The 23234-nt window shown below is 63.3% G+C and carries 24 protein-coding genes; 14 read left to right on the top strand and 10 right to left on the bottom strand.

Translation table 11 applies throughout. The features are described 5' to 3' along the window. Positions 1-317 precede the first annotated feature (317 nt). The 3 genes from QUG01_RS00510 to QUG01_RS00500 all read left to right on the top strand — a co-directional run bounded on the left by QUG01_RS00510 (position 318) and on the right by QUG01_RS00500 (position 3773). Positions 318-2021: a PHA/PHB synthase family protein gene (locus tag QUG01_RS00510; protein ID WP_500828626.1), complete on the top strand. Its 1704-nt coding sequence runs from the start codon at positions 318-320 to the stop codon at positions 2019-2021. Positions 2022-2088: 67 nt separating this feature from the next. Then, entirely contained in the window at positions 2089-3267 is a 1179-nt protein-coding gene (locus QUG01_RS00505; protein ID WP_500828399.1) for an acetyl-CoA C-acetyltransferase, read from the top strand. A gap of 80 nt (positions 3268-3347) precedes the next feature. Next, positions 3348-3773, top strand: a complete 426-nt coding sequence (locus QUG01_RS00500) for a GNAT family N-acetyltransferase (protein ID WP_500828398.1) — start codon at positions 3348-3350, stop codon at positions 3771-3773. A gap of 81 nt (positions 3774-3854) precedes the next feature. Here QUG01_RS00500 and soxR read toward each other — a convergent pair whose 3' ends face one another. After that, entirely contained in the window at positions 3855-4304 is a 450-nt protein-coding gene (soxR, locus tag QUG01_RS00495) for a redox-sensitive transcriptional activator SoxR (protein ID WP_500828397.1), read from the bottom strand. Positions 4305-4371: 67 nt separating this feature from the next. Here soxR and QUG01_RS00490 point away from each other — a divergent pair, with 67 nt between their 5' ends. Then, positions 4372-4950, top strand: a complete 579-nt coding sequence (locus tag QUG01_RS00490; protein ID WP_500828396.1) for a flavodoxin family protein — start codon at positions 4372-4374, stop codon at positions 4948-4950. Beyond that, the gene (locus tag QUG01_RS00485; RefSeq protein WP_500828395.1) at positions 4947-5351 is read left to right on the top strand and encodes a VOC family protein; all 405 of its coding nucleotides are present in this window, start codon (positions 4947-4949) and stop codon (positions 5349-5351) included. Before QUG01_RS00490 ends, QUG01_RS00485 begins: the two co-directional genes overlap by 4 nt. 142 nt (positions 5352-5493) lie before the next feature. Here the strand turns inward: QUG01_RS00485 and QUG01_RS00480 are convergent, their stop codons facing one another. Continuing rightward, the gene (locus QUG01_RS00480) at positions 5494-5622 is read right to left on the bottom strand and encodes a hypothetical protein (RefSeq protein WP_255408125.1); all 129 of its coding nucleotides are present in this window, start codon (positions 5620-5622) and stop codon (positions 5494-5496) included. Positions 5623-6081: 459 nt separating this feature from the next. On the opposite strand from QUG01_RS00480, the gene QUG01_RS00475 reads away from it, so the two are divergent. The 3 genes from QUG01_RS00475 to ampH all read left to right on the top strand — a co-directional run bounded on the left by QUG01_RS00475 (position 6082) and on the right by ampH (position 10388). Further along, positions 6082-7866 (top strand): aminopeptidase P family protein, encoded by a 1785-nt coding sequence (locus QUG01_RS00475; RefSeq protein WP_500828625.1) that lies wholly within the window; start codon positions 6082-6084, stop codon positions 7864-7866. 62 nt (positions 7867-7928) lie between these two features. Beyond that, the gene (locus QUG01_RS00470) at positions 7929-8852 is read left to right on the top strand and encodes a LysR family transcriptional regulator (protein ID WP_500828394.1); all 924 of its coding nucleotides are present in this window, start codon (positions 7929-7931) and stop codon (positions 8850-8852) included. 240 nt (positions 8853-9092) lie between these two features. After that, positions 9093-10388 carry a D-alanyl-D-alanine-carboxypeptidase/endopeptidase AmpH gene (gene ampH, locus QUG01_RS00465; protein ID WP_500828393.1) on the top strand — a complete coding sequence of 432 codons (1296 nt, stop codon included), beginning with the start codon at positions 9093-9095 and terminating at the stop codon, positions 10386-10388. Positions 10389-10435: 47 nt separating this feature from the next. Here ampH and QUG01_RS00460 read toward each other — a convergent pair whose 3' ends face one another. From QUG01_RS00460 to QUG01_RS00450, 3 genes are all read right to left on the bottom strand, one after another. Beyond that, a complete protein-coding gene (locus tag QUG01_RS00460; RefSeq protein WP_500828392.1) occupies positions 10436-11143 on the bottom strand; it encodes an SDR family oxidoreductase in 708 nt (235 codons plus the stop codon). After that, positions 11140-11667, bottom strand: a complete 528-nt coding sequence (locus tag QUG01_RS00455) for an ester cyclase (protein WP_500828391.1) — start codon at positions 11665-11667, stop codon at positions 11140-11142. Before QUG01_RS00455 ends, QUG01_RS00460 begins: the two co-directional genes overlap by 4 nt. Positions 11668-11887: 220 nt before the next feature. Beyond that, positions 11888-12076, bottom strand: a complete 189-nt coding sequence (locus tag QUG01_RS00450; RefSeq protein WP_500828390.1) for a putative motility protein — start codon at positions 12074-12076, stop codon at positions 11888-11890. A gap of 124 nt (positions 12077-12200) precedes the next feature. Here QUG01_RS00450 and trxB point away from each other — a divergent pair, with 124 nt between their 5' ends. The 4 genes from trxB (at position 12201) to QUG01_RS00430 (ending at position 15880) form a co-directional block, all read left to right on the top strand. Further along, positions 12201-13157, top strand: a complete 957-nt coding sequence (gene trxB / locus QUG01_RS00445) for a thioredoxin-disulfide reductase (protein WP_500828389.1) — start codon at positions 12201-12203, stop codon at positions 13155-13157. An 18-nt stretch (positions 13158-13175) separates the two neighbouring features. Continuing rightward, positions 13176-13808, top strand: coding sequence for a Smr/MutS family protein (locus tag QUG01_RS00440; RefSeq protein WP_500828388.1), 633 nt, complete (start codon positions 13176-13178; stop codon positions 13806-13808). A gap of 159 nt (positions 13809-13967) precedes the next feature. After that, positions 13968-14420 (top strand): peroxiredoxin, encoded by a 453-nt coding sequence (locus QUG01_RS00435; protein ID WP_500828387.1) that lies wholly within the window; start codon positions 13968-13970, stop codon positions 14418-14420. Positions 14421-14476: 56 nt separating this feature from the next. After that, positions 14477-15880, top strand: a complete 1404-nt coding sequence (locus tag QUG01_RS00430) for a PhoH family protein (protein ID WP_199155016.1) — start codon at positions 14477-14479, stop codon at positions 15878-15880. 58 nt (positions 15881-15938) lie between these two features. Here the strand turns inward: QUG01_RS00430 and QUG01_RS00425 are convergent, their stop codons facing one another. From QUG01_RS00425 to QUG01_RS00405, 5 genes are all read right to left on the bottom strand, one after another. Next, positions 15939-16103: a hypothetical protein gene (locus tag QUG01_RS00425; protein WP_500828386.1), complete on the bottom strand. Its 165-nt coding sequence runs from the start codon at positions 16101-16103 to the stop codon at positions 15939-15941. Positions 16104-16514: 411 nt separating this feature from the next. Further along, entirely contained in the window at positions 16515-17375 is an 861-nt protein-coding gene (locus QUG01_RS00420) for a methionyl-tRNA formyltransferase (RefSeq protein ID WP_500828385.1), read from the bottom strand. 120 nt (positions 17376-17495) lie between these two features. After that, a complete protein-coding gene (locus tag QUG01_RS00415; protein ID WP_500828384.1) occupies positions 17496-18827 on the bottom strand; it encodes an aspartate aminotransferase family protein in 1332 nt (443 codons plus the stop codon). Positions 18828-19277: 450 nt separating this feature from the next. Then, complete coding sequence (locus QUG01_RS00410; protein ID WP_043628339.1) at positions 19278-19493, bottom strand: sigma factor-like helix-turn-helix DNA-binding protein; 216 nt, start codon at positions 19491-19493, stop codon at positions 19278-19280. Between the two features lie 210 nt (positions 19494-19703). Continuing rightward, a complete protein-coding gene (locus QUG01_RS00405) occupies positions 19704-21167 on the bottom strand; it encodes a cobyric acid synthase (protein ID WP_500828383.1) in 1464 nt (487 codons plus the stop codon). A gap of 132 nt (positions 21168-21299) precedes the next feature. Here QUG01_RS00405 and cbiB point away from each other — a divergent pair, with 132 nt between their 5' ends. Continuing rightward, positions 21300-22238, top strand: a complete 939-nt coding sequence (gene cbiB / locus QUG01_RS00400) for an adenosylcobinamide-phosphate synthase CbiB (protein WP_500828382.1) — start codon at positions 21300-21302, stop codon at positions 22236-22238. After that, the gene (gene cobD / locus QUG01_RS00395) at positions 22231-23217 is read left to right on the top strand and encodes a threonine-phosphate decarboxylase CobD (protein WP_500828381.1); all 987 of its coding nucleotides are present in this window, start codon (positions 22231-22233) and stop codon (positions 23215-23217) included. The genes cbiB and cobD overlap by 8 nt, the downstream gene beginning before the upstream one ends. Positions 23218-23234 lie beyond the last annotated feature (17 nt).

Genomic DNA, 23234 nt, shown 5'->3' with positions numbered 1-23234 from the left:
CGGTCAATTATCCCACAGCGAGATGCAAAAGCCATACTTTGGCGCAGTAGGCGCTTTGGCACTCTTGTGCATTGCAACAACAGAAGCCGTCGATTTCCCGCCAAGCACTGTTTTTAACAACTGCATGGCGTGAAAATGTCATGCGATCCTGTTACAGTTTGCAGGTACATCTGCTTGACTATGCATTCCAGACAGACAGATTCAGACAGGCTTCGATAACGATTTAAGTACGTATCAGGAGATTCATCTTGTCCCAGAATAACACCGCCTCGCTGGAAGATTTTTTCGCCGGGCTTTCCGCGGCCAACCAGCAATGGATGCAGCAGTTTGTCAATTCCCTGTCGCTTGGCCAGGGCCAGGCCGATGCCTCCCATCCGCTGACCGGCGCCTGGTCGCAGTTGATGAGCCAGACCAATCAGCTCTTGCAGCTGCAATCCAGCCTCTACCAACAGCAATTGGGCTTGTGGACGCAATTCCTCGGCCAAACCGCCGGCAACGACGCTTCCGCGCCGTCGGCCAAGCCGAGCGACCGCCGCTTCGCCTCGCCGGAGTGGGATGAGCATCCGTTCTACAGCTTCCTCAAGCAGAGCTATCTGCAAACCTCCAAGTGGATGATGGAGCTGGTGGACAAGACCCAGATCGACGAAACCGCCAAGGACAAGCTGTCCTTCGCCACTCGCCAGTACCTGGACGCCATGGCGCCCAGCAACTTCATGCTGACCAACCCCGACGTGGTCAAGCGCGCCATCGAAACCCAGGGCGAAAGCCTGGTGGAAGGCATGAAGAACATGATGGAGGACATCCAGAAGGGCCACATCTCGATGTCCGACGAGAGCAAGTTCGAAATCGGCAAAAACCTGGTGGTGACGCCGGGCGAGGTAGTGTTCCGCAATGAGCTGATCGAGCTGATCCAGTACACGCCTACCACCGAGAAAGTCCACGAGAAGCCCTTGCTGTTCATGCCGCCGTGCATCAACAAGTACTACCTGATGGATCTGCAGCCGGACAACTCCATGGTGCGCCACTTCGTCGGCCAGGGTTACCGCGTCTTCCTGGTCAGCTGGCGTTCCGCCGTACCCGAGATGAAGAACTTCACTTGGGAGACCTATATCGAGAAAGGCGTGTTCGCCGCGGCCGAAGCGGTGCAGAAGATCACCAAGCAGCCGACCATGAACGCGCTGGGCTTCTGTGTGGGCGGCGTCATCCTGACTACCGCGCTGTGCGTGGCCCAGGCCAAGGGTCTGAAATACTTCGACTCCGCCACCTTCATGACGTCGCTGATCGACCACGCCGAACCGGGCGAGATCTCGTTCTTCATCGACGAGGCGCTGGTAGCCAGCCGCGAAGCCAAAATGGCGGCCGGCGGCATCATCAGCGGCAAGGAAATCGGACGCACTTTCGCCAGCCTGCGCGCCAACGACCTGGTGTGGAACTACGTCGTCAACAACTACCTGCTGGGCAAGACCCCGGCGCCGTTCGACCTGCTGTACTGGAACAACGACGCGGTGGACCTGCCGCTGCCGATGCACACCTTCATGCTGCGCCAGTTCTACATCAACAACGCGCTGATCACCCCGGGCGCCATTACGCTGTGCGGCGTGCCGATCGACATCTCCAAGATCGACATCCCGGTGTATATGTTCGCCGCGCGCGAAGATCACATCGTGCTGTGGAGCTCCGCCTACTCCGGCCTGAAATACCTGACCGGCGCCCCAAGCCGCCGCTTCGTGCTGGGCGCATCCGGCCACATCGCCGGCTCGATCAATCCGGTCACCAAGGACAAGCGCAACTATTGGACCAACGAGCAGCTGCCGGTGAATCCGGAAGAATGGCTGGAGAGCGCGCAAAGCCATCCAGGCAGCTGGTGGAAAGACTGGGATGCCTGGCTGGCCCCGCAATCCGGCAAACAGGTTCCGGCGCCCAAGACGCTGGGCAGCAAGGAACTCCCCCCGCTGCAGCCGGCGCCGGGCAGCTATGTGCTCGCCAAGGCGATGCCTCCCGTCGCCGCCGCCTTGAACTGAACCGAATATAGAGTCCCGCAGAGACGCGGTCCGCCGAATGGCTGACCGCCCATTACAGGAGAAAGACATGGAAGTAGCAATCGTAGCCGCACAACGCACCGCCATCGGCAGCTTCGGCGGCGCGCTGGCCAAGATTCCGGCGCCGGAACTGGGCGCCACCGTGATCAAGGCCCTGCTGGAAAAAACCGGCGTCAAGCCGGAACAGGTCAGCGAAGTGATCCTGGGCCAAGTACTCACCGCCGGCAGCGGCCAGAACCCGGCGCGTCAGGCGCTGATCAAGGCCGGCCTGCCGGTCACCACCCCGGCCACCACGCTGAACGTGGTGTGCGGCTCCGGCCTGCGCGCCGTGCATCTGGCGGCCCAAGCCATCCTGGCTGGCGACGCCGAAATCGTCATCGCCGGCGGCCAGGAAAGCATGTCGCTGTCCCCGCATATTCTGCCGGGCTCGCGCGACGGTTTCCGCATGGGCAACGCCCAGCTGGTGGACACCATGGTGAACGACGGCCTGACCGATGCCTACAATGCCTACCACATGGGCATCACCGCTGAAAACGTCGCCGCCAAGTACGACATCAGCCGCGAGGAGCAGGATGCGCTGGCGCTGCAATCGCAGCAACGCGCCGCCGCCGCCCAGAAGGCCGGCAAGTTCAAGGACGAGATCGTCCCGGTGCTGGTGCCGCAACGCAAGGGCGATCCGGTTGCCTTCGACGCCGACGAGTTCATCAAGCATGACGCCAGCGTCGAAGGCCTGGCCAAGCTGCGCGCCGCCTTCAAGAAAGATGGCACCGTCACCGCCGGCAACGCCTCCGGCATCAACGACGGCGCCGCCGCCGTGATGCTGATGTCCACCCAGAAGGCCGATCAGCTGGGCCTGAAGCCGCTGGCCATCATCAAGGGCTACGCGCTGACCGGCTGCGAACCGGAAATCATGGGCATCGGCCCGGTTGCCGCCACCCGCAAAACGCTGGCCAAGGCTGGCTGGAAGGTGGAAGACCTGGATCTGGTGGAGGCCAACGAAGCCTTCGCCGCTCAGGCGCTGGGCGTGGCAAAAGAGCTGGGCTGGGGTCCGGACAAGGTCAACGTCAACGGCGGCGCCATCGCGCTGGGCCACCCGATCGGCGCTTCCGGCTGCCGCGTGCTGGTGACCCTGCTGCATGAAATGCAGCGCCGCGGCGCCAAGAAGGGCCTGGCCACGCTGTGCATCGGCGGCGGCATGGGCGTGGCGCTGGCAGTCGAGCGTCCGTAAGCGCGCGGCCTGGCAGCCTCATGAATCAACCCGCCGGCTTTCTTGCCGGCGGGTTGATTTTCACAGCGCCAATCCAAGCCATGAACACCCCGCACATCACCGTCCATAACCACATCCCCGCCGATGCGGCAAGCGCCATCGAAAACGGACTGAACCGTTACAACGATGAAATCACCGGCTACAACGACCGCCAGCCGCTGGCTGTGCTGGCGCGCGATCCAGCAAGCGGCGAGGCGCTAGGCGGCGCATATGGCCGCAGCTCGCTGGGCCTGCTGTTTCTCGACCTGTTCCATCTCCCGAAATCGCTACGCAGCCAGGGGCTGGGCAGCAGGATATTGGCAGCCTTCGAAGAAGAAGGCCGCCGCCGCGGCTGCAAGCATGCCGTGCTGTACACCATCAGCTTCCAGGCGCCCGGCTTTTACCAGAAGCACGGCTGGCAGGTGTTTGGCGAAATCCCATGCGATCCGCCGGGTCACAGCCGCCTCTTCCTGCGCAAGGCGTTATAAGAGCCGCGAACAAAACCCCTGATCCTGCGTTGCGCGCCTTGGCTCAGGCGCTCTTCGAGGTTGCGTTAGCGGCCCTAAGACCTATTCCGCCGCCGTCTCGTCCAGCAGAAAGCGCGCGCCGCAGCCCTGCCCTCCGGCTGCGTCGTCGGGATTGAACAGCTTGCACTTCTGCAGCGATAGGCAGCCGCAGCCTATGCAATCGTCCAGTTGATCGCGCAGCCGCGTCAGCGCGTCGATGCGCGCTTGCAGCAGCGGCTTCCACGCCATGGACAGCCCGGCCCAATCGTCCACCGTCGGCGTGCGCTGCTGCGGCAGCCTGACCAGCGCCTCGCCTATCTCCTGCAAATTCAATCCCAGCGTTTGCGCCGCGCGGATAAACGATACCCGGCGCAAGGCATCGCGGCGGAAACGCCGCGTCTTGCCAGGCTCTCCCACACTGCGAATCAGCCCGCGCGACTCGTAAAAGCGCAGGGCGCTGGCGGCCACGCCGCTGCGTTTGGCCAGGTAGCCTATCGTGATCGTGTCATTCATGCGCCATTGACTTCAAGTTAACTTGAAGATCAATACTAGCAAATCCATGACAACAGAAAAACCCGACATGAGCACCGTATTAATCCTCTACTTTTCCGGCAGCGGCAACACCCACCAGTTGGCCGAAGCGGTCTGCCAAGGCGCCGCGGAACATGGCCATGCCAAACTGCTGCGCATCCGGCCCGAGCACATCGTCGATGGCCGCTATCCCATAGCGCGCATCTCCGCAGCGCTGCGCGAAGCGGATGCCATCATTTTTGGCAGCCCCACCTATATGGGCGGCCCGGCCGCGCAATTCAAAGCGTTTGCCGATGCCAGCAGCGAACTGTGGCGCGATCAGGCTCTGGCCAGCAAGATAGCAGCCGGGTTCACCACCGGCTCGGGACTGAACGGCGACCAGCACGGCACCTTGAGCTACTTTGCCATGCTGGCTTCGCAGCACGGCATGTTGTGGTGCGGCCTGGACCTTCCAAGCCATCATGGCCCGCAAGGTCTGAACCGCATGGGCAGCCAATGGGGCGCCATCGCCAATACCGCAGATCCCGACCTGCATCCGGCCGATCTGGCAACCGCCCGCCACCTTGGCCGGCGCGTGGCCCGGCTCTCCAGCCAACTGAACCAGCTACAAACGGAGGCAGCAACATGATCCCCGCAAGCCAGGGCATAGACCATATCCATGTCTACGTGCGCGATCGCGCCGCCGCAGAAATCTGGTATGGACGGATATTGGGTCTGGCCAGGCTGGAAAATTTGGAGAGCTGGAGCCGGGACGGCGGGCCGTTGACGCTGGCCGATGCCGCCGGCGGGGTCAAACTGGCCTTGTTTGAGCGGGCAACCATCGCCCCGGCCTCAACCATCGCCTTGGCGACGGACGCCGCTGGCTTCATGGCTTGGCGCGTCCACCTGCGACAAGCGCTAGGCCAGCCTTTGGAGGCTGTGGATCACGAGCTGTCATGGTCGCTGTACTTCAAGGACCCGGACGGCAATGGCTACGAAATCACCAGCTACGACTACGCCGCCCTCAGCGTCATGCTGGCGAACGCCTGAAGCCGCAATGAAAAACCTCCCGCCGGATAGGGGCTGGGAGGTTTGTCCGCTGGTCCGGCTTGGTGGCCGGGAATATCCGCCCTTTCTGGGCGGTCAGGTTGCTCAACCTTGCCGCGTGCTTGCGGCGGCTTCATCGTCCCGCCTAGTGGGGAATGATGATAGGCGCGCCGTCAGGCGCATGCTTCTTTTGGTGCTTGGCGGCCCGTTTTTCCTTCAAGGTCATCTGCGGCTGCTTCTTGGCTTCCTTGGTGCTTTGTCTGGACTTGCTCATGACACGCTCCTTGCTGAGCATCGGAGGATCCGATACTGCTGGTCCAGTATAGATCATTACGGATGAATCATCGTGAATGAATCACATGCGCTGCGCTTAAACGCCTTTCTCAACAAGAAGCGCCTGGCAGCATCATTACAAACGCATGAAATGCCGATATCATCCAACCTGTCACCGGAAGCATGGTGGCGCATTCTAAAAATACAGGAGCCGTGATGAAGCATTTTTTGCATAATTTTGTTCAGCTCTGCCATATTGCCGGCCGCCCTGGCTTGCGCCGGCTGAAGCAACGCTAAGCGCCCTGACTGCCTCAGCAACGGTTCAAGACCGTTTCCCGCGCGAGGCGATGGGCATGCTCGCATGAGCATCGCTCATCCCCTTGCGCGGTCTTCGCTTTAGCAACAGAATGGATACAATATTTTCTCCGGAGCCGGCATGAACACCCCCACCACCCCGCAACTGGACACCATCCCGCAACGCATCGCATCGCTGCGCGCCGCCATGGCCAAGGCCGGCGTAGACGCCTGTCTGGTGCCGTCGTCCGACCCGCACCTTTCGGAATACCTGCCGCCACGCTGGCAGGCGCGGCGCTGGCTGTCCGGCTTTACCGGTTCGATGGGCACGCTGATCGTCAGCGAGGATTTCGCCGGCGTGTGGGCGGACAGCCGCTACTGGGTGCAGGCGGAACAAGAATTGGCCGGCACCGGCATTACCTTGATGAAGATAGACACCGCCGCCAGCAGCCTGCATCTGCAATGGCTGGCCGATACGCTAAAAGCAGGCCAGACGCTGGCGGTGGACGGCGATGTGTTGAGCCTGGCCGCAGCCAAAGCCTTGCAAGCGGCGCTGGAGCCGCGCGGCATCTCCCTGCGCACGGATATCGACCTGATCGACGCGATCTATCCCGACCGGCCGGCGCTGCCCGCCGCTGCCGTCTACCAGCATGAGCCGGCCTTCGCGCCGGAAAGCCGCGCCGCCAAGCTCGCCCGCGTGCGCCAGGCGATGCGCGAGGCGGGAGCCGACCGCCACTTCCTTTCCACGCTGGACGACATCGCCTGGCTGTTCAATCTGCGCGGCGCCGATGTCAGCTACAACCCGGTGTTCATCGCCCATGCCTTGATCGAGGCTGACAGCGCCACCTTGTTCGTCGCGCCGGGCAAGATAGACGCCGCCCTCGCCGCCCAGCTGGCGGCAGACGGCGTCAAGGTGGTCGACTACGCGGCCGCCAAACCGACGCTGAATACCCTGCCCGGCGGCGCGCTGCTGATCGATCCGCGCCGCGTCACGCTGGGCCTGCGCCAGGCGGTGGCCGATGGCGTCAAGGTGATCGAGGCGATCAACCCCAGCACGCTGATGAAGTCGCGCAAGAGCACGGCCGAGGTCGAACACGTGCGTCGCGCGATGGAGCAGGACGGCGCTGCGCTGGCCGAGTTCTTCGCCTGGTTCGAAGCCAACGTCAACCGCGCCCGCATCACCGAGCTGACGATAGACGAAGAAATCACCGCCGCGCGCGCGCGCCGCCCAGGCTTCGTCTCGCCCAGCTTCGGCACCATCGCCGGCTTCAACGCCAACGGCGCGCTGCCGCATTATCACGCCACGCCGGAAGCGCACAGCGAAATCCAGGGCGACGGCCTGCTGCTGATCGATTCCGGCGGCCAGTACCTGGGCGGCACCACCGACATCACCCGCGTGGTGGCGGTCGGCACCCCGTCCGCCGCGCAAAAGCGCGACTTCACCCTGGTGTTGAAGGGAACCATGGCGCTATCCATGGCCCACTTCCCGCGCGGCACGCTGTCGCCCATGCTGGATGCGCTGGCGCGCGCGCCGCTGTGGCAGCATGACATCGATTTCGGCCATGGCACCGGCCATGGCGTCGGTTACTTCCTCAATGTGCACGAAGGCCCGCAAAGCATCTCGCGCGCGGTGCCGGAGCCGCATATGGCGATGCAGGAAGGCATGATCACCTCCATCGAGCCAGGCGTGTACCGCGCCGGACAATGGGGCGTGCGCATCGAGAACCTGGTGCTGAACGTGGCGTCGGACAAGAACCAGTTTGGCGACTTCCTGAAGTTCGAAACGCTGACGCTGTGCCCGATAGACCGCCGCTGCATAGACCACGCCTTGCTGACCCGGCCGGAAATCGACTGGCTGAACGGCTATCACGCCGAGGTGCGCGCGCGGCTGCTGCCGCTGGTGGACGGCGCTGCCCGCGACTGGCTGCTGGCCAATACCGAAGCGCTGTAAACCGCCCGCTCGGCACACAGGCCATGCGCTGCGCATGGCCTGTTTTGTTTCCCGGAGCCCACATGCCGTTCGACCGCCTCAATGACCTGCGCCTGTTTCAGGATGCCTCGCTGCTGGGCAGCTTCTCCGCCGCCGGGCGCAAGCACGGCCTGTCTCCCGCCGCCGCCAGCGCTTGCATCCAGCGCATGGAGCAAGCATTGGGCGTCAGGCTGTTCGAGCGCACCACTCGCCGGCTCCGACTGACCGAGGCGGGCGAGACTTATCTCGCCTATTGCCGGCAGGCGCTGGACCTGCTGGCGGAAGGAGAGAATCAGCTGCAGCGGGAACACCGGCAACTGAGCGGCGCGATTCGACTGTCCGCCCCGTCAGACCTGGGCCGCAACCGGCTGCTGGACTGCCTGGACCGCTTCTCCGCCGCCCACCCGGAAGTGCACTTTTCGCTATCGCTGAGCGATACGCCGGCAGACCTGATAGGCGACGACATCGATCTGGCCATCCGCTACGGCATGCCGGCCGACAGCAGCCTGGTGGCGCGTCAGCTGGCCGCCAGCCGCCGCGTGGTCTGCGCCGCGCCGGCGCTGCTGCAAACCTTGGGCGTTCCGTCCCACCCTCAGGATTTGACCGGATTGCCCACCTTGACGCTCACCACCGGCCATGGCCCGATGAACGAATGGCGCTATCGCGACGGCGGCGAAATCCGCTCGCTGCGCCTGCAACGGACTCGTCAAAGCAACGATGGCGAAGTGATACGCCGCTGGGCGCTGCAAGGGCACGGCTTCGCCTACAAGTCGCAACTGGACATCGCCGCCGACCTGCGAGCCGGCAGGCTCCTGACCGTGCTCGACGACTACTTCACCGAACCCGCCCCCTTGCACCTGCTCTACCCGGGACACCGGCTGCAACCGGCCAGGGTACGGAGGCTGATCGACTTTCTGCTGGCGGAATTGTCACCCGCCGGAATGCCCCGGCCGGCAAACCGGCCGTGACACCTTGGCAAATGCGCAATAAGCCCTGCGCGCGGCGGCGGTCTGCGCTACACTGCCGGCCTGTTTTTTCGCTAGCGATGCCGCAGCGCCGCAAAGCGGCCCGAACTTTGCACGGAAGGCCAAATCGCGTCCACCATACGGCCGCCTTGCCCGTTATCGATAAAGACAAACCTATTCCAGCCGGCTTGCGCCCTGTCCCCGCGCGATCCGGCCTATACCGTCAGCCATTTCGGAAACTCGATGAAGCCTTTGAAACTGCTTGGCCTGAGCTTGGCCCTGTTTGCTCCTTTCGCCTCTGCCGCCGCTCCAAAAGAAACGAGCGCCGACCCGATAGATCGTTACGGCGAGCAAATCTTCAGAAACAGCCGCGCCGTCGGCATGGTCATGGTAGTGGTCAACAAACAGCAGACCACGCAGCGCTTTTACGGCCAAACCCGCCCCGGCAGCGGCCAGCGCCCGGATGAAAACTCCTTGCTGCGCATCGCCAGCATCAGCAAGACCATGACCGGCGAGGTGCTGGCCTCGCTGGCGCAAGAAAAACGGGTAAAACTGGACGATCCGCTGCAAAAATACGCGCCGGCCGGCGTGACATTCCCGCCCACCACGCAACCCATCACTCTGCTGAATCTGGCCAGCCACACCAGCGGTTTCCCGCGCGAAATGCCGGGCGAAAAGCCGCAGAACACGCCGGTTTTCGTCTGGCCCGACCAGCAGCAACGCTGGCAATGGCTGTCATCGACCAAGTCGCGCTTCGCGCCCGGCATGCGCGCCCAGTATTCCAACCTGGCTTTCGACTTCCTGGCCGACGCGCTGGCCGCCGCCACCGGCCGCCCCTATGCCGCGCTGCTGAGTGAAAAGATCACCGCGCCGCTGAGCATGCGCGATACCACCCTGACGCCCACCGCCGCGCAATGCGCCCGACTGATGGAAGGCTACGGCGCCAGCCCCTGCTTGGATACCCGCGCCGCCAGCGGAAGCGGCGGCATCTACTCCACCCCGCGCGATATGCAGCGCTGGCTGCAGGACCTGGTGCGCCCGCAAAACGAATCCCGCCGCCAGTTGCGCGAGCAGCTCTTCCATATGTACTTCAAGCGCGACGATCTGCGCGCGCTGCGCGGCATGGACGTCGCCGGCAAGGCGGATGAATTGGGTCTGGGGTGGATACGCATGCTGCCGACGCCGAACTCGCCGGAAATCATCCAGAAAACCGCCGGTGGCGGCGGTTTCATCGGCTATGTGGCGATCGCGCCGAAAAATGAGGTCGGCGTATGGGTGAGTCTCACCCGAACCGGCGGCACCCACTACCAGAACATGAGCAACGGCGTAAACAAGCTGGTAGCCGAGCTGAGCGGCTTCCAGCCGGTGGCGGCGCGGGCGCCGGCGGCAACGCGCGCCCAGCCTGCCAAATCCCATGCGACGGCGGTCAAATCCAAAGCCAAGCCGGCAAAAACGAAGGCGGCGGCCAAGAAACAAACCAAATCGACGGCAAAGGCATCGGCCCGCCGCGCCCACGCCAAGAAAAAGCCTCAGCAATAGCGCGCGCCCCGTCGCCAGGCTGGGCGCCCTGGCGACGGGAAGCTTTGCTACAACAAGCCGCCGCCATCCACATCCAGCACCGCGCCGGTGAGGAAGGCGTTGCCCATGGCAAACAGATAGGCCTGAGCCAGTTCCTGCGGCTTGCCGACGCGGCCCAGCGGCAGGCCTGCGCCTATGCGCGTCATCGCCGCGATGCGGCTATCGGCCCCAGCTTCGCCCCACAACTCGGTATCCACCACGCCTGGACTGACCACGTTGACGCGGCGCGGCACCAGCTCCTTGGCCAGATTCTTCGCCGCCGCTTCCAGCGCGGCATTGACGGTGCTCTTCAGCAAGCCGCCGGCGCCGTATTTGCGGGATAACAATCCGGAAGTGAACGTCACCGAAGCATCCGCCGCGAGGTAGGGCAAAGCCTGCTGCGCCGCCAGCAGATTGCCGAACAGCTTGACGTCGAAAGTGCGGCGAAAATCCTCCAGCGTCGCCTGCTCCAGCCGCGGCGAGCCTATCCGCGCGCCGGCAGTCAGCACCAAATGGTCGATATGGCCAATCTCGGCCAAGGCCGCGCGCAGCGTCGCCGCATCGGTCACGTCCGCCGGCAGATACTGCCAGGGACCAGGCTGCGCCGGCTGGCGGCCCAATACAAAAACCCGCGCGCCGGCCGCGGCTGCGGCTTGCGCTACCGCCTGGCCGATGCCGGAAGTGCCGCCCAGCACCACGACATCGCGCTGTCTCAACAAGTCGGGGGATGGGATCATGGCTTTACCACCCCCAGCTGCTTCAGCAGCGTCAGATTGTCTTCCAGGTGCCAGTTCTCGGCGATGCGGCCATTCTTCACCCGGTACAAATCAAAAGCCTGGAAGTCGATCGCCTGGCCATCGCCCTGCCTGTCGCCGAAACGGCCGCTGAAATGGCCGGTGAAGTGCAGGCGCAGGGCCACGCGATCATCCGCCAGCACCATGTCGGTGACTTCCACCTTCAAATCCGGCACCGCGGCGCGAAATGTCCGCGAGGCCTGCAATGGCCCCGCCACGCCCTGCGGACGGCCCTCCGGCAAGGTGCGATCCATGAACGCGGGGTCCAGCGCCAGTTCTGCGTAACGCGGATCGCCGGTATTCCAGAATGCGGCGTAGCGCATGGCGGCAAGTTTCACCGCCGCCGCCGCGCCATTATTGCGCTCGGAAAACACTCGGGCAGGCTGCGGCAGCGCGTCGGCGGCAAAGGCCGACGCGGAAGACAGCGCGAGCAAGCTAGAGCAGATCAAATAGGAAAGACGACTCATGACGACTCCTGGTTTTCATCGCGCCGGCGACATGCCGGCAGCGTCAGGGGTCGATTATTCAGACCAGGGCCAAGATTGATAATTGGGGTAGGAATTGCAGGATTTTATTGCTGAATTTGAAAATGACAGCGTGACGCAGATCTTATAGATAAAACAAAAGGCGACCCACAGGTCGCCTTATTTAGCCGGCAATTCGCCGGGCAAGCCCGCGCGCGGCGGCTCAGGCCCGGACGTCGAGGTTCTGTCCCAAATGCACCGGATTGGAAGCCTGGATTTGCTGGGCAGACTGCTCTGCGCCCTGCAGCAGGGTCATCGCCGATTGCGCATCCGCCTGCATGGATTTCTTCAATACCAGCGCCTGCAGGTTATTGCTCATTTGTTGTGCGTTGACTTGACTTAACGGATCCATACCCCAACCTCCTGACTCAAATAGCGTCGTTCAAGAGCAGTTTAGCCGACCGCAGGTCTGCTGTCACAACAAAACTGCTAGAATGGGCGCCAGTCCCCACCCTTTTGATGACAGGAAAACACACATGAGCGCAACCCGTCACAGCCCCCTGCTGATTCTTGGCTCCGGCCCGGCCGGCTACACTGCCGCCGTCTACGCCGCGCGCGCCAACCTGAAGCCGGTTCTGGTCACCGGCATGGCCCAAGGCGGCCAACTGATGACCACCACCGACGTGGACAACTGGCCGGCCGACGCCGCAGGCGTGATGGGTCCGGAGCTGATGCAGCGCTTCCAGCAGCATGCCGAACGCTTCGGCACCGAAATCCTGTTCGACCACATCCACACCACCCATCTGCATGAAAAGCCCATCCGTCTGGTGGGCGACGCAGGCGAATACACCTGCGATGCGCTGATCATCGCCACCGGCGCCTCCGCCAAGTACCTGGGCCTGCCATCCGAGGAAGCCTTCAAGGGCAAGGGCGTGTCCGCCTGCGCCACTTGCGATGGCTTCTTCTACCGCAACCAGGACGTGGCCGTGATCGGCGGCGGCAACACCGCCGTGGAAGAAGCGCTGTACCTGGCCAATATCGCCAAGCACGTCACTCTGATCCATCGCCGCGACACCTTCCGCGCCGAGAAAATCCTGATCGACAAGCTGATGGACCGCGTCAAGCAGGGCAAGATCAGCCTGAAGCTGGACGCCACGCTGGATGAAGTGCTGGGCGACGACTCCGGCGTAACCGGCCTGCGCCTGAAGTCCATGAAGGACGGCAGCAGCGAAGAGATCAAGGTGATGGGCCTGTTCGTCGCCATCGGCCACCAGCCGAATACCGAAATCTTCAAGGGTCAGCTGGAAATGGACAGCACCGGCTACCTGATCACCAAGAGCGGCCGCGACGGCAACGCCACCGCCACCAGCGTGCCGGGCGTATTCGCCGCCGGCGACGTGCAGGATCACATCTACCGTCAAGCCGTCACCAGCGCCGCCTCCGGTTGCCAGGCCGCTCTGGACGCAGAGCGCTATCTCGACAGCCTGAAGTAAGCGCCGGAGTCCCGCATCATGAAGACCTTCAAGGACTCTTTGAAGGGACTTCGCCAGTCGCTGCGGCAGGCCGTCCCGCCACGGGCGGCCACGCCGCCGCAGCCTGCTGCGCCCGAGGAGCCGGACTTTCGCCAGCTATTCGGCGACGTCAAGCCGCTCAAGCCTGACGGCCGCCACCATCCTCAGCGTCCCAAACCCAAGCCCCGCCCGCGCAAACCCAGCCAGGGTCCCGCCGCGCATGCATTCAAGGGCCAGGAAATCACGCAGCATCCAATAGGCTGGTTCGAGCCGCCGGAACTGCTGCATCAATTCGCCCGCCCCGGCATGCCTTCAGCCACATTGAAGCGGCTGCGCCAGGGCAACTGGCCTGTCTGCGCCCAACTGGACTTGCACGGCTACACCCGGCATCAGGCGCAAGACGCGCTGGCCTTGTTCATCCATCGCGCCCGCTCGCGCGGCCAGTGCGTCAAGGTGATACACGGCAAGGGCTTCGGCTCACCCCAAGGGGAACCGGTGCTGAAGAAGCTGGTGCGCAGCTGGCTGCAGCACCACCCGGACGTGCTGGCCTTTTGCGAGGCCGAAACCGGCGGCCACAGCGGCTCGCTGCTGGTGCTGCTGCGCCGCCCGGCTTCAGGCGATACCGATGACTAAGCCCTTGATCGCAATCCGCATCCGCCGACGGTGAATTTCCGCAGGATGCCCGGCGCGAAAAAAGCGCGAGAACAGGCTCTCAGGATACGTGACAACCGCAAGGGGAATCCGCTAAGCTCAAATCAAGGCGGCCCCCTGCACCCTACCCAGGAGTAATGCATGACAGGCACACCCTGCCCCGACTTCACCCTGCCCGGCGCCGCCGGCGCCGACTTTACGCTTTCCGCCAGCCGCAAGCCGCTGGTGATCTACTTCTACCCCAAAGACAATACTCCAGGCTGCACCAACGAGAGCATGGCCTTCCGCGATCTGCACCCGGAATTTGCCGCCTTGGGCGCAGACATCGTCGGCATCTCGCGCGACAGCCTGAAGTCCCATCAAAATTTCAAGGCCAAGCTGGAATTGCCGTTTGAACTGTTGTCGGATTCGGAAGAAACTGTCTGCAATATGTTTGGCGTCATCAAGATGAAAAACATGTACGGCAAACAGGTAAGAGGCATCGAGCGCAGCACCTTCGTAATTGACGCCCATGGCAATGTGGCGCGCGAATGGCGCGGCGTGAAAGTGCCTGGACACGCCGAGGAGGTACTGGCGTTCGTCAAAACGCTGTAAGGCAGTGCCCGCCCGGCCAGCCGGCCGGGCTACAACACGAACAAGGGGACCACATCATGGCCGGCCGCAAAAAGACCAGCGCGTGCAAGCTGTTTGTTCTGGACACCAATGTACTGTTGCACGACCCCACCTGTCTGTACCGCTTCGAAGAACACGATGTGTTCATCCCCATCATCACCCTGGAAGAGCTGGACACCCACAAGAAGGGCATGTCCGAAGTGGCCCGCAACGCCCGCCAGGCCAGCCGTTTTCTTGACGACATCCTCAGCGGCAATGAACTGAACATCGGCGACGGCATCCCGCTGAAGCACGCCAGCCGCGACGCCGCCAGCGGCCGCCTGATTCTGCAGACCCAGGCCATCAACGGCTCGCTCCCCTCCTCGCTGCCGGTCGGCAAAGCCGACAATCAGATCCTCGGCATCGTGATGGCCTTGAAAGACCATTATGAGGACCGCTCCGTCATTCTGGTGTCCAAAGACATCAATATGCGCATCAAGGCCCGCGCCCTGGGCCTGGAGGCGGAGGACTACTTCAACGACAAGGTGCTGGAAGACACCGACGTGCTGTACACCGGCACGCGGGAAATCGACCAGGCCTTCTGGGAACGCAACAGCAAGGACATCAAGTCGTGGCAGGAGCACGGCCGCAGCTACTACCAGCTGACAGGCCCCGACGTCGCCAGCCTGTACGTCAACCAGCTGATCTGGCAGGAGGGAGACCGCCCGTTCCAGGCCCGCGTGATCAAGCTGGAAGGCAAGAGCGCGGTGCTGGAGACGCTGAAGGACTACAGCCACAACAAGAACAACGTCTGGGGCATCACCGCGCGCAACCGCGAACAGAATTTCGCGCTGAACATGCTGATGGACCCCAATGTGGACTTCGTCTCGCTGCTGGGCCAGGCCGGCACCGGCAAGACGCTGCTGACGCTGGCGGCGGGTTTGGCGATGACGCTGGAGCAGAAGATCTACAGCGAAATCATCATGACCCGCGTCACCGTGCCGGTGGGCGAGGACATCGGCTTCCTGCCGGGCACCGAAGAAGAAAAAATGGCGCCGTGGATGGGCGCGCTGGAAGACAACCTCGATGTGCTCAACAAGAGCGACGACGATGGCGGCGACTGGGGCCGCGCCGCCACCCGCGACCTGATCCGCAGCCGCATCAAGGTGAAGAGCCTCAACTTCATGCGCGGCCGCACCTTCCTCAACAAGTACCTGATCATCGACGAAGCGCAGAACCTGACGCCGAAGCAGATGAAGACCCTGATCACCCGGGCCGGACCGGGCACCAAGGTGGTATGCCTGGGCAACGTCAGCCAAATCGATACGCCCTATTTGACCGAAGGCAGCTCCGGCCTGACCTATGTGGTAGACCGCTTCAAGGGCTGGGACCACTCCGCCCACATCACGCTGCAACGCGGCGAACGCTCCAGGCTGGCGGATTACGCCGGCGAAGTGCTGTAAGCCTGCGAACGAAAACGGCGCCATCCCTTACGATGGCGCCGTTTTGATATCCAGGGACTCAACACATCTCGTCTTCTTCCGGCCCCAGCAGGCGCCGGCAATACGCCAGCAGACACAACACCCCAACACCCAGCAGCAATAGATCCAGCGCAAACCAACGCTTGGCATCCCGCATATTCTCGCTGCGCGACATCACCTCATTGGCCGCCGCCAACTGCGTCATATTATCTTCCACTAGCGCGGAAGCTTCCCGCCTTGCCGCGCCTTGCCATGCCTGCGCCTCACGGCAAGACGCGACAGACGCGCATGCCTGACGAACCGGCGCCGAACTCTCCGCATACCAGCGCGCCACGCCGCCCCGGCTCTCGCCAGCCAGCATCAGCATGCACGCCACGCCCACCACAATCCTGAACATATCCCCAGCACCACCCCGCCGCGCCTTCCCAAAACAAATCGCCGCCGGAGCGGGTCCGAACGGCGATTGGCAACCGGCCACAGCCGATTTCACTGATTACGCGACAAGTCTCTGTCGCGTTTCACATTTTTTAACACTCTGGCGGCAATGGTCAAATCGGCATGCCAAGAAAGAACAAGCGCGCGGCAATGCCGCAACAAAAATTTCAAATAGATAAAATCAGCGCCGCCCTCTGCCAGTCACCGCATCCGGTCCATACAGACTCCACTCGCTGATCAGCAGCATGCCGTCGGCCGTGGCGACCAACAGCTGCTCCGCCTGGGAGTAGATCAGACTGCCCGGCGCGAAATGGTGAGTCTCCTCCCAACCTTCGGCGCGGTGAATGAAAATGGTGACGTTGTTGAGGGTCGCCGCGCATTCGAAGTCGCCGAAGGCGCGGATCTGCCGCAGCAGCGCCGCCGTCGGGCGCTGGAAATCCAGCATCCTGTCCTGATCGGTCCACAATGGCCAGTAGCTGCCGCCATCGCCCTGCGGCGCAGCCTCGTCCCACAAGCGCTCAAACTGGTTTGCCACCTTGTGGCACAGCCGGTGCAAGGCCAGTTGCAACTTGATGTCCAGCACCTGATGGCTGTCGGTTTCGCCCAGAGGAAAACGCTCCTGCGCCAGGATGTCGCCGCTGTCGAACGCCGGCCCCACCTTGTGACAGGTCAGCCCCCACTCCTTATGCCCCTCCAGCAAGGCGCGCACCTGCGGGTACGGCCCGCGCCCCAAAGGCAGCGGCGACGGGTGGAAATTGACGGCGTATTTCAGATGCGGCGTCCAATCCGGAATGCGCCAGTTGTAACTTCCCACCAGCAGGGCTTCGCAGCCCATATCGGCCAGCTCTTCCAAATCATGCTGGCGCATCGGCGACAATTGCAGCGGCAGCTTGCGCTGCTCGGCAAACGTCACCGAGGCCTTGTGGTGGTGCATTCTATGGTCGACCGGCGTGCAGAAAATCTTCACAGGCTGCCAGCCTGCCTGCAGGAAAACATCCAGCACCGGCTTGAAGCGGTCCGAAAGCGTGATGGCGAAACGCATGGCATTCACTTTATCGCGAACAGGGACGGCCTCCCCTCATAACGTGGTTATACCATCGGCCTCTCAGCCTCCGATGTTGATGACACGCAAATTAACAGAAGCCGCCCCTCCCACTACAAATCAGGCCATGCGCACCGCTCGAAGCCACTGCTCAAACACCGCAAGCAAGCGTTCCACATCCTGCGCCGTGGTATGCGGGCTGAGCAGCAGCATATTGTGGAACGGCGTGATCAGCAGCCCCCGGTTCAACAGGTACAGATGAATGCACTGTTCCAGTTCGGCATCCTGCCCTGCCGCGGCCTCGCTGCCGTTGCGTGGGGGGCGCGGGACAAACTGGAACTCGCAGCGCGCGCCCAACCGCGTCACGCACCATGGCAGATCGAAACGGACGAACAGCTCTCGCAGCCCCCGCTCCAACTGCTCCGCCCGCTCAAACATGATCTGGTAGGCATCGTCGGTCATCACTTCGGCCAGATTGGCGCGCATCGCGGAGCAGGCCAGACGGTTGGCGCTAAGCGTGGTGCCAATGCCAGAATGGCCTGCCGGCGCATTCCGCTTGGCCTGCTGCGCCCGCGCCGCCAACTCGGCGCTGAAGCCGTAAGCCGCCGCAGGCAGTCCGCCAGCCAAGGGCTTGCCCAGCACCAGCAGGTCCGGCCGCAGGCCATGCAGGGCCGTAAAGCCACCAGGTCCGCAGCTGATGGTATGGGTCTCGTCCAACAGCAGCAGGCTGCCGTGACGGCGAATGATGGCCTGCGCCTGCTGCCAGTAGTCCGGATCAGGCAACACCATGCCGATATTGGTCATAGCCGGCTCAGCCAGCACGCAGGCGACGCGGCCATCAGACAAGGCCCGTTCCAGCGCGGCCAGGTCATTGAACTCCACCACCCGGGTGTGCTCGGTCAGCGGATACACCTGGCCCAGCAGGCTGGCGCGCGGCTTGGCCTGGCCACCGTCCAGGTCCACGAACACATCGTCCACGGTGCCGTGGTAACAGCCATTGAATACCAGTATCTGATCCCTACCGGTCGCCGCGCGCGCCCAGCGGATGGCAAAGCGGTTGGCATCGCTGGCGGACAGCGCGAACTGCCACACTGGCAGCCCGAAGCGCTGCGCCAAAGCCTCGGCCACCCACAGGGCATCCTCGCCCGGCAGCATGGCGGTCAGCCCGCGCGCCGACTCGCGGGCGATCGCGGCCGCCACCGGCGCCGGCGAGTGGCCAAACATCGCGCCGGTGTCGCCCAGACAGAAATCAACATAGCGATGGCCATCGGCATCGATCAATTGGGCGCCTTGCGCCTCCGCCACAAACAGCGGGCTGGGCGTGGGCCAATCGTCCATCCAATGCAACGGCACGCCAAACAGCAAATGCCTGCCAGACTGTCCAGCCAAAGCCCTCGCCCGCGGCCGACGGGCCAGAAAGTCCGCCCGCTCCCGCTGATGGAGTTCACGCATCTTGCCTAGGGGCTGTTGACGTTTGGTGAGTGGATCGCGTTTGCGCCGATTTGGGCCGGAAGCAAGGCGCGCAGTCCGCCGCATAGTCATTCTATGCAAGGGCTGGGCAACGCGGCTTCCGGCACAAAGCGGCCAAACCCGCAGGGCCGGGCGCCTTTCGCGCCGACTCTTCGTTGTTCCGCGCTGGCAGAGAATGACTATGCGGCGCGCGAAACGCCTCGATTCGGCGCAAAACGCATCCCGGCGCGACCGCTCACCAAACGTCAACAGCCCCTAGATCAATGCCATGCCGCTTCGCCATTGCCGCCTCGCCTAAGAATGGGGTACGACCAGTATGCCAAGCTCTGCGTCGCACAATCCAGCTGCAATCGCCGCTTGGAAAGCCCCAAACGACAAAAGGCCCGAAGCGTAGACAACGCCTCGGGCCAATGGGCTGCAATGAACGGAAATTCAGCGCAGGGGCAGATGCCCTGCCAAAGTATTCAGCTGCTTGATGGCGCGACGGAAACGAGAATGCGCGCGGGAAACCGTGGACTCGCTGATGTCCATTTGCTGGGCGGCGTAATAGCCGGTCATGCCTTCCACTTCCATCAGCCACACCGCCTCACGCGAGCGCTTCTTCATGCCGATCAGATCGGCCACCACGTTGAAATCGTCCAGTTTCATGGTATCCCTCCCTCATGCGCAGACCCTTGCCACCCCAAGTCGCCGCGCGTCGACACGAAACATTCGGATGCTTTCCCAGCATAGAATGCTTGCCAAAAAAATGCAGGTAAATCCAGAGGCAAGAAGGAGGCGCTTTTTTATGTCGTTTAGGGCGCAATGGATATTGGAAATTTTTCCCACTGCGCGACAATCCAGTCCATCAGCATAAACCTAAGACCCGCCATGCATGACAGGTCCAAGGTCCAAATGCTTCTCCAACATATCCGCCAACTTGTCTATATTGGCCTCGCGCAGCGCCGGGTAGTCCAGCGGCTCAGGCGCCCGCAACCCTGCCCAGCACAGAATGGACTGACAAGCAGCAGGTTGATCGAATACGCCGTGCAGATAGGTGGCCAGTATTTGATTGTCTTCAGACCGCGCGCCATCCGGGCTGCCATCGTCGAAATACAGTGCCGGTCGCGCCAACGCCGGCCCGCTGCTAACGCCCATGTGGATTTCATAACCGGCGGCCTCGGCATCGTCCAGCGTCAGCCGGCCGCGCATCCGCGTCAACCGTTTCTCTGGCTCCAGCGTGGTTTCCAAGTCCAGCCAGCCCAGGCCATAGCCGCTGCCCGCCTCTCCTTCCAGCCCATCCGGATCATGCAGCTTCTTGCCCAGCATCTGCAGGCCGCCGCAGATGCCCAGCACTTTGCCGCCGTAGCGCAGGTGGCGGCGTATCGCCTCTTCCCAGCCCTGCGTCCTCAGCCAGGCCAGGTCCGCCCGCACGCTCTTGCTGCCGGGCAGGATGATCAAGTCAGCCGGCGGGATGGGCTGGCCGGCGCGCACCAGCGCGAACTCCACCTGCGGGTGCAGGCGCAGCGGGTCGAAATCGGTGTGGTTGCTGATGCGTGGCATCGCTGGCGCGATAACGCGCAGCTTGTCGCCGCCGCCCGATGCGCCGCCAGGCTTGTCCAAGCCCAAGCTGTCCTCGGCCTCCAGATGCAGGTCGTACAGATAGGGCAGCACGCCCAGCACAGGCTTGCCCGTGTATTGCTCCAGCCAATCGATGCCGGTTTTGAGCAAGCTCGGATCGCCGCGGAAGCGGTTGATCACCATGCCCACCACACGCGCGCGCTCGGATTCGGACAGCAGCGCCAGTGTGCCGGCCAGATGGGCGAACACGCCGCCGCGCTCGATATCGGCCACTAGAATCACCGGGCAGTCCACCGCCTCGGCGAAGCCCATATTGGCGATGTCGCCGTCGCGCAGATTGATCTCAGCCGGGCTGCCGGCGCCCTCTGCGACGATGTACTGGTACTGCGCGGCCAACCGCGCATGCGACTCCAGCACCGCCCGCATCGCAATGGGCTTGTAGCCATGGTAGCCGCGCGCCTCCATATTGCCGATGGCGCGCCCCTGAATGATGACCTGAGAACCAGTATGGCTATTGGGCTTCAGCAACACAGGATTCATGTCGGTATGCGGCTCCACGCCGCAAGCCTGGGCTTGCACCGCCTGTGAGCGGCCGATTTCGCCGCCGTCCGCCGTCACCGCGCTGTTGAGCGCCATGTTTTGCGGCTTGAACGGCGCCACCCTGACCCCGCGCCGGGCCAAGAGCCGGCACAGGCCGGTGGCCAGCGCGCTCTTGCCGGCATCAGAGGTGGTGCCCTGGATCATGATGGTTTTGGCGGTCATGGCGATCTCCCTGCGCATGGATGGCCGACAAGGCTTAGAATGTCGGCTCGATTCATTCCGGCCGCCCAAAGCGCCCAATACTTGCACATTGGATATTGCTGACGGCGGCCGGCCATTATATAGGGCTGCTAGTTGAATTCCGCATTGTTTCTGCCGTTGGCGCTGCTGCTGGACCGTCTGCTGGGCGAGCCGCCGCGTTGGCATCCTCTGGTCGGTTTCGGCCGACTGGTCAAAGCCATGGAGCGGCTGGCCTACCCCCCCCGCGCCGCCGCCGAGCCGGTCTGGCACATCCGGCTGCGCGGCGCGGCCGCCATCGCGCTGCTGATCCTGCCTTTCACGCTGTTGGCCTGGGCGCTGGCGAAACTGCCGTGGCTGAAAGCTATCGTTCCCATCGTGCTGCTGTACCTGGCCGTCGGTGCCCAGAGCCTGGCGCAGCACGCCCAAGTGGTTCAACACGCTTTGGCCGAGGGAGATCTGGCGCTGGCCCGCGAGCGGGTGGGTTGGATCGTCAGCCGCGAAACCAGCGAGCTGGACGAAGCCGGCGTCGCGCGCGCGGCGATCGAATCAGTACTGGAAAACGGCAGCGACGCCATCTTCGCCGCCTTGTTCTGGTTTTTGCTGCTCGGCGCACCCGGTGCCGTGCTGTACCGGCTGTCCAACACGCTGGACGCGATGTGGGGCTACAAAAACGATCGCTATCTGCATTTTGGCTGGGCCGCCGCGCGCTTTGACGACGTGCTGAACTACATCCCGGCCCGACTAGCCGCCCTCACCTATCTGCTGCTGGGCAATGCCGCAAACGGCTGGCGCTGCTGGCGGACCCAAGCCCCCACCTGGTACAGCCCCAATGCCGGCCCGGTGATGGCGGCCGGCGCCGGCGCGCTCGGAGTCTCCTTGGGCGGCGGGGCGCGCTACCACGGCCAATGGAAGGAACGCCCGCCCTTGGGCTGCGGCCCCGCGCCCACCCACCAAGACATTGGCCGTGCGCTGCGGCTGGTCAACCGCGGCATGTGGCTATGGGCGGCGTTGTCGCTGACGGCAGCCATCTTGATCGGAGTGATCCATGCTTGAACACGGAGGCGGCCTGCTGCGCGCGGCAGCGGAATACGGCATTCCGCTTGGAAACTGGTTGGACCTTTCCACCGGCGTCAACCCCAATGGCTGGCCCGTGCCGCCGCTGTCGCCGGACAGTTGGCTGCGGCTGCCGCAAAGCCATGACGGGCTGGAGGCGGCGGCGGAGGAATATTATGGATGCGGGCAATTGCTGGCGGTAGCGGGTTCTCAACCCGCTATCCAGCTGCTGCCGCAGCTGCGCGCACCATGCCGAGTCGGCATGCTGGCTCTGTGCTATGCCGAACATCCTTATCACTGGCAGAAGCGCGGTCACAAAGTGGAGCGATTCGCGCCAGATGCGCTGGCGGCGGCGATCGAGCAATTGGACGTGGTGCAACTCTGCAATCCCAACAATCCCACCGGCGACCGCTTCGATCCCCGGCTACTGGAAAACTGGCGGCAACGCTTGGCCGCCAGAGGGGGCTGGCTGGTCGTGGATGAAGCGTTTATCGACACTTCGCCCGAATACAGCATGCTGCCGCACATCGGCAAGCCAGGACTGATTGTGCTGCGATCAGTCGGCAAGTTTTTTGGACTCGCAGGCGCGCGTGCCGGATTCGTGTTCGCCTGGCAAGCGCTGCTGGACGCGCTGGCGGAGGAGCTGGGGCCGTGGAATATGGCGGGCCCGGCGCGAGAGGCCGTTAAGCTGGCGCTGCGAGACTCTGAATGGCAACAAGCCATGCGCGGCAAGTTACTGCGAGACTGCGCCCGGCTTAAGCGCTGCCTTGATAGGCATGGCTTGGCCCCTGCCGGCGGGTGCGAGCTTTTCCAGTGGGTGCCTGGCGACAACAGCCTGTCGATTCACCGCTACTTGGCCGGCTGCGGCATTCTCACCCGCTATTTCGAGTCTCCTGCCAGCCTGCGCTTCGGCTTGCCCAAGGACGACTCGGACTGGATACGTTTGGAACAGGCGTTGGGGAGTTGGAGCTTACAGTAATCCATTATCTCGATGTT

This window comes from Chromobacterium sp. CCUG 76385, assembly GCF_059916625.1.
Note: the sequence above shows the minus strand (reverse complement) of the source record. Positions and strands in the feature narration are given on the sequence as shown.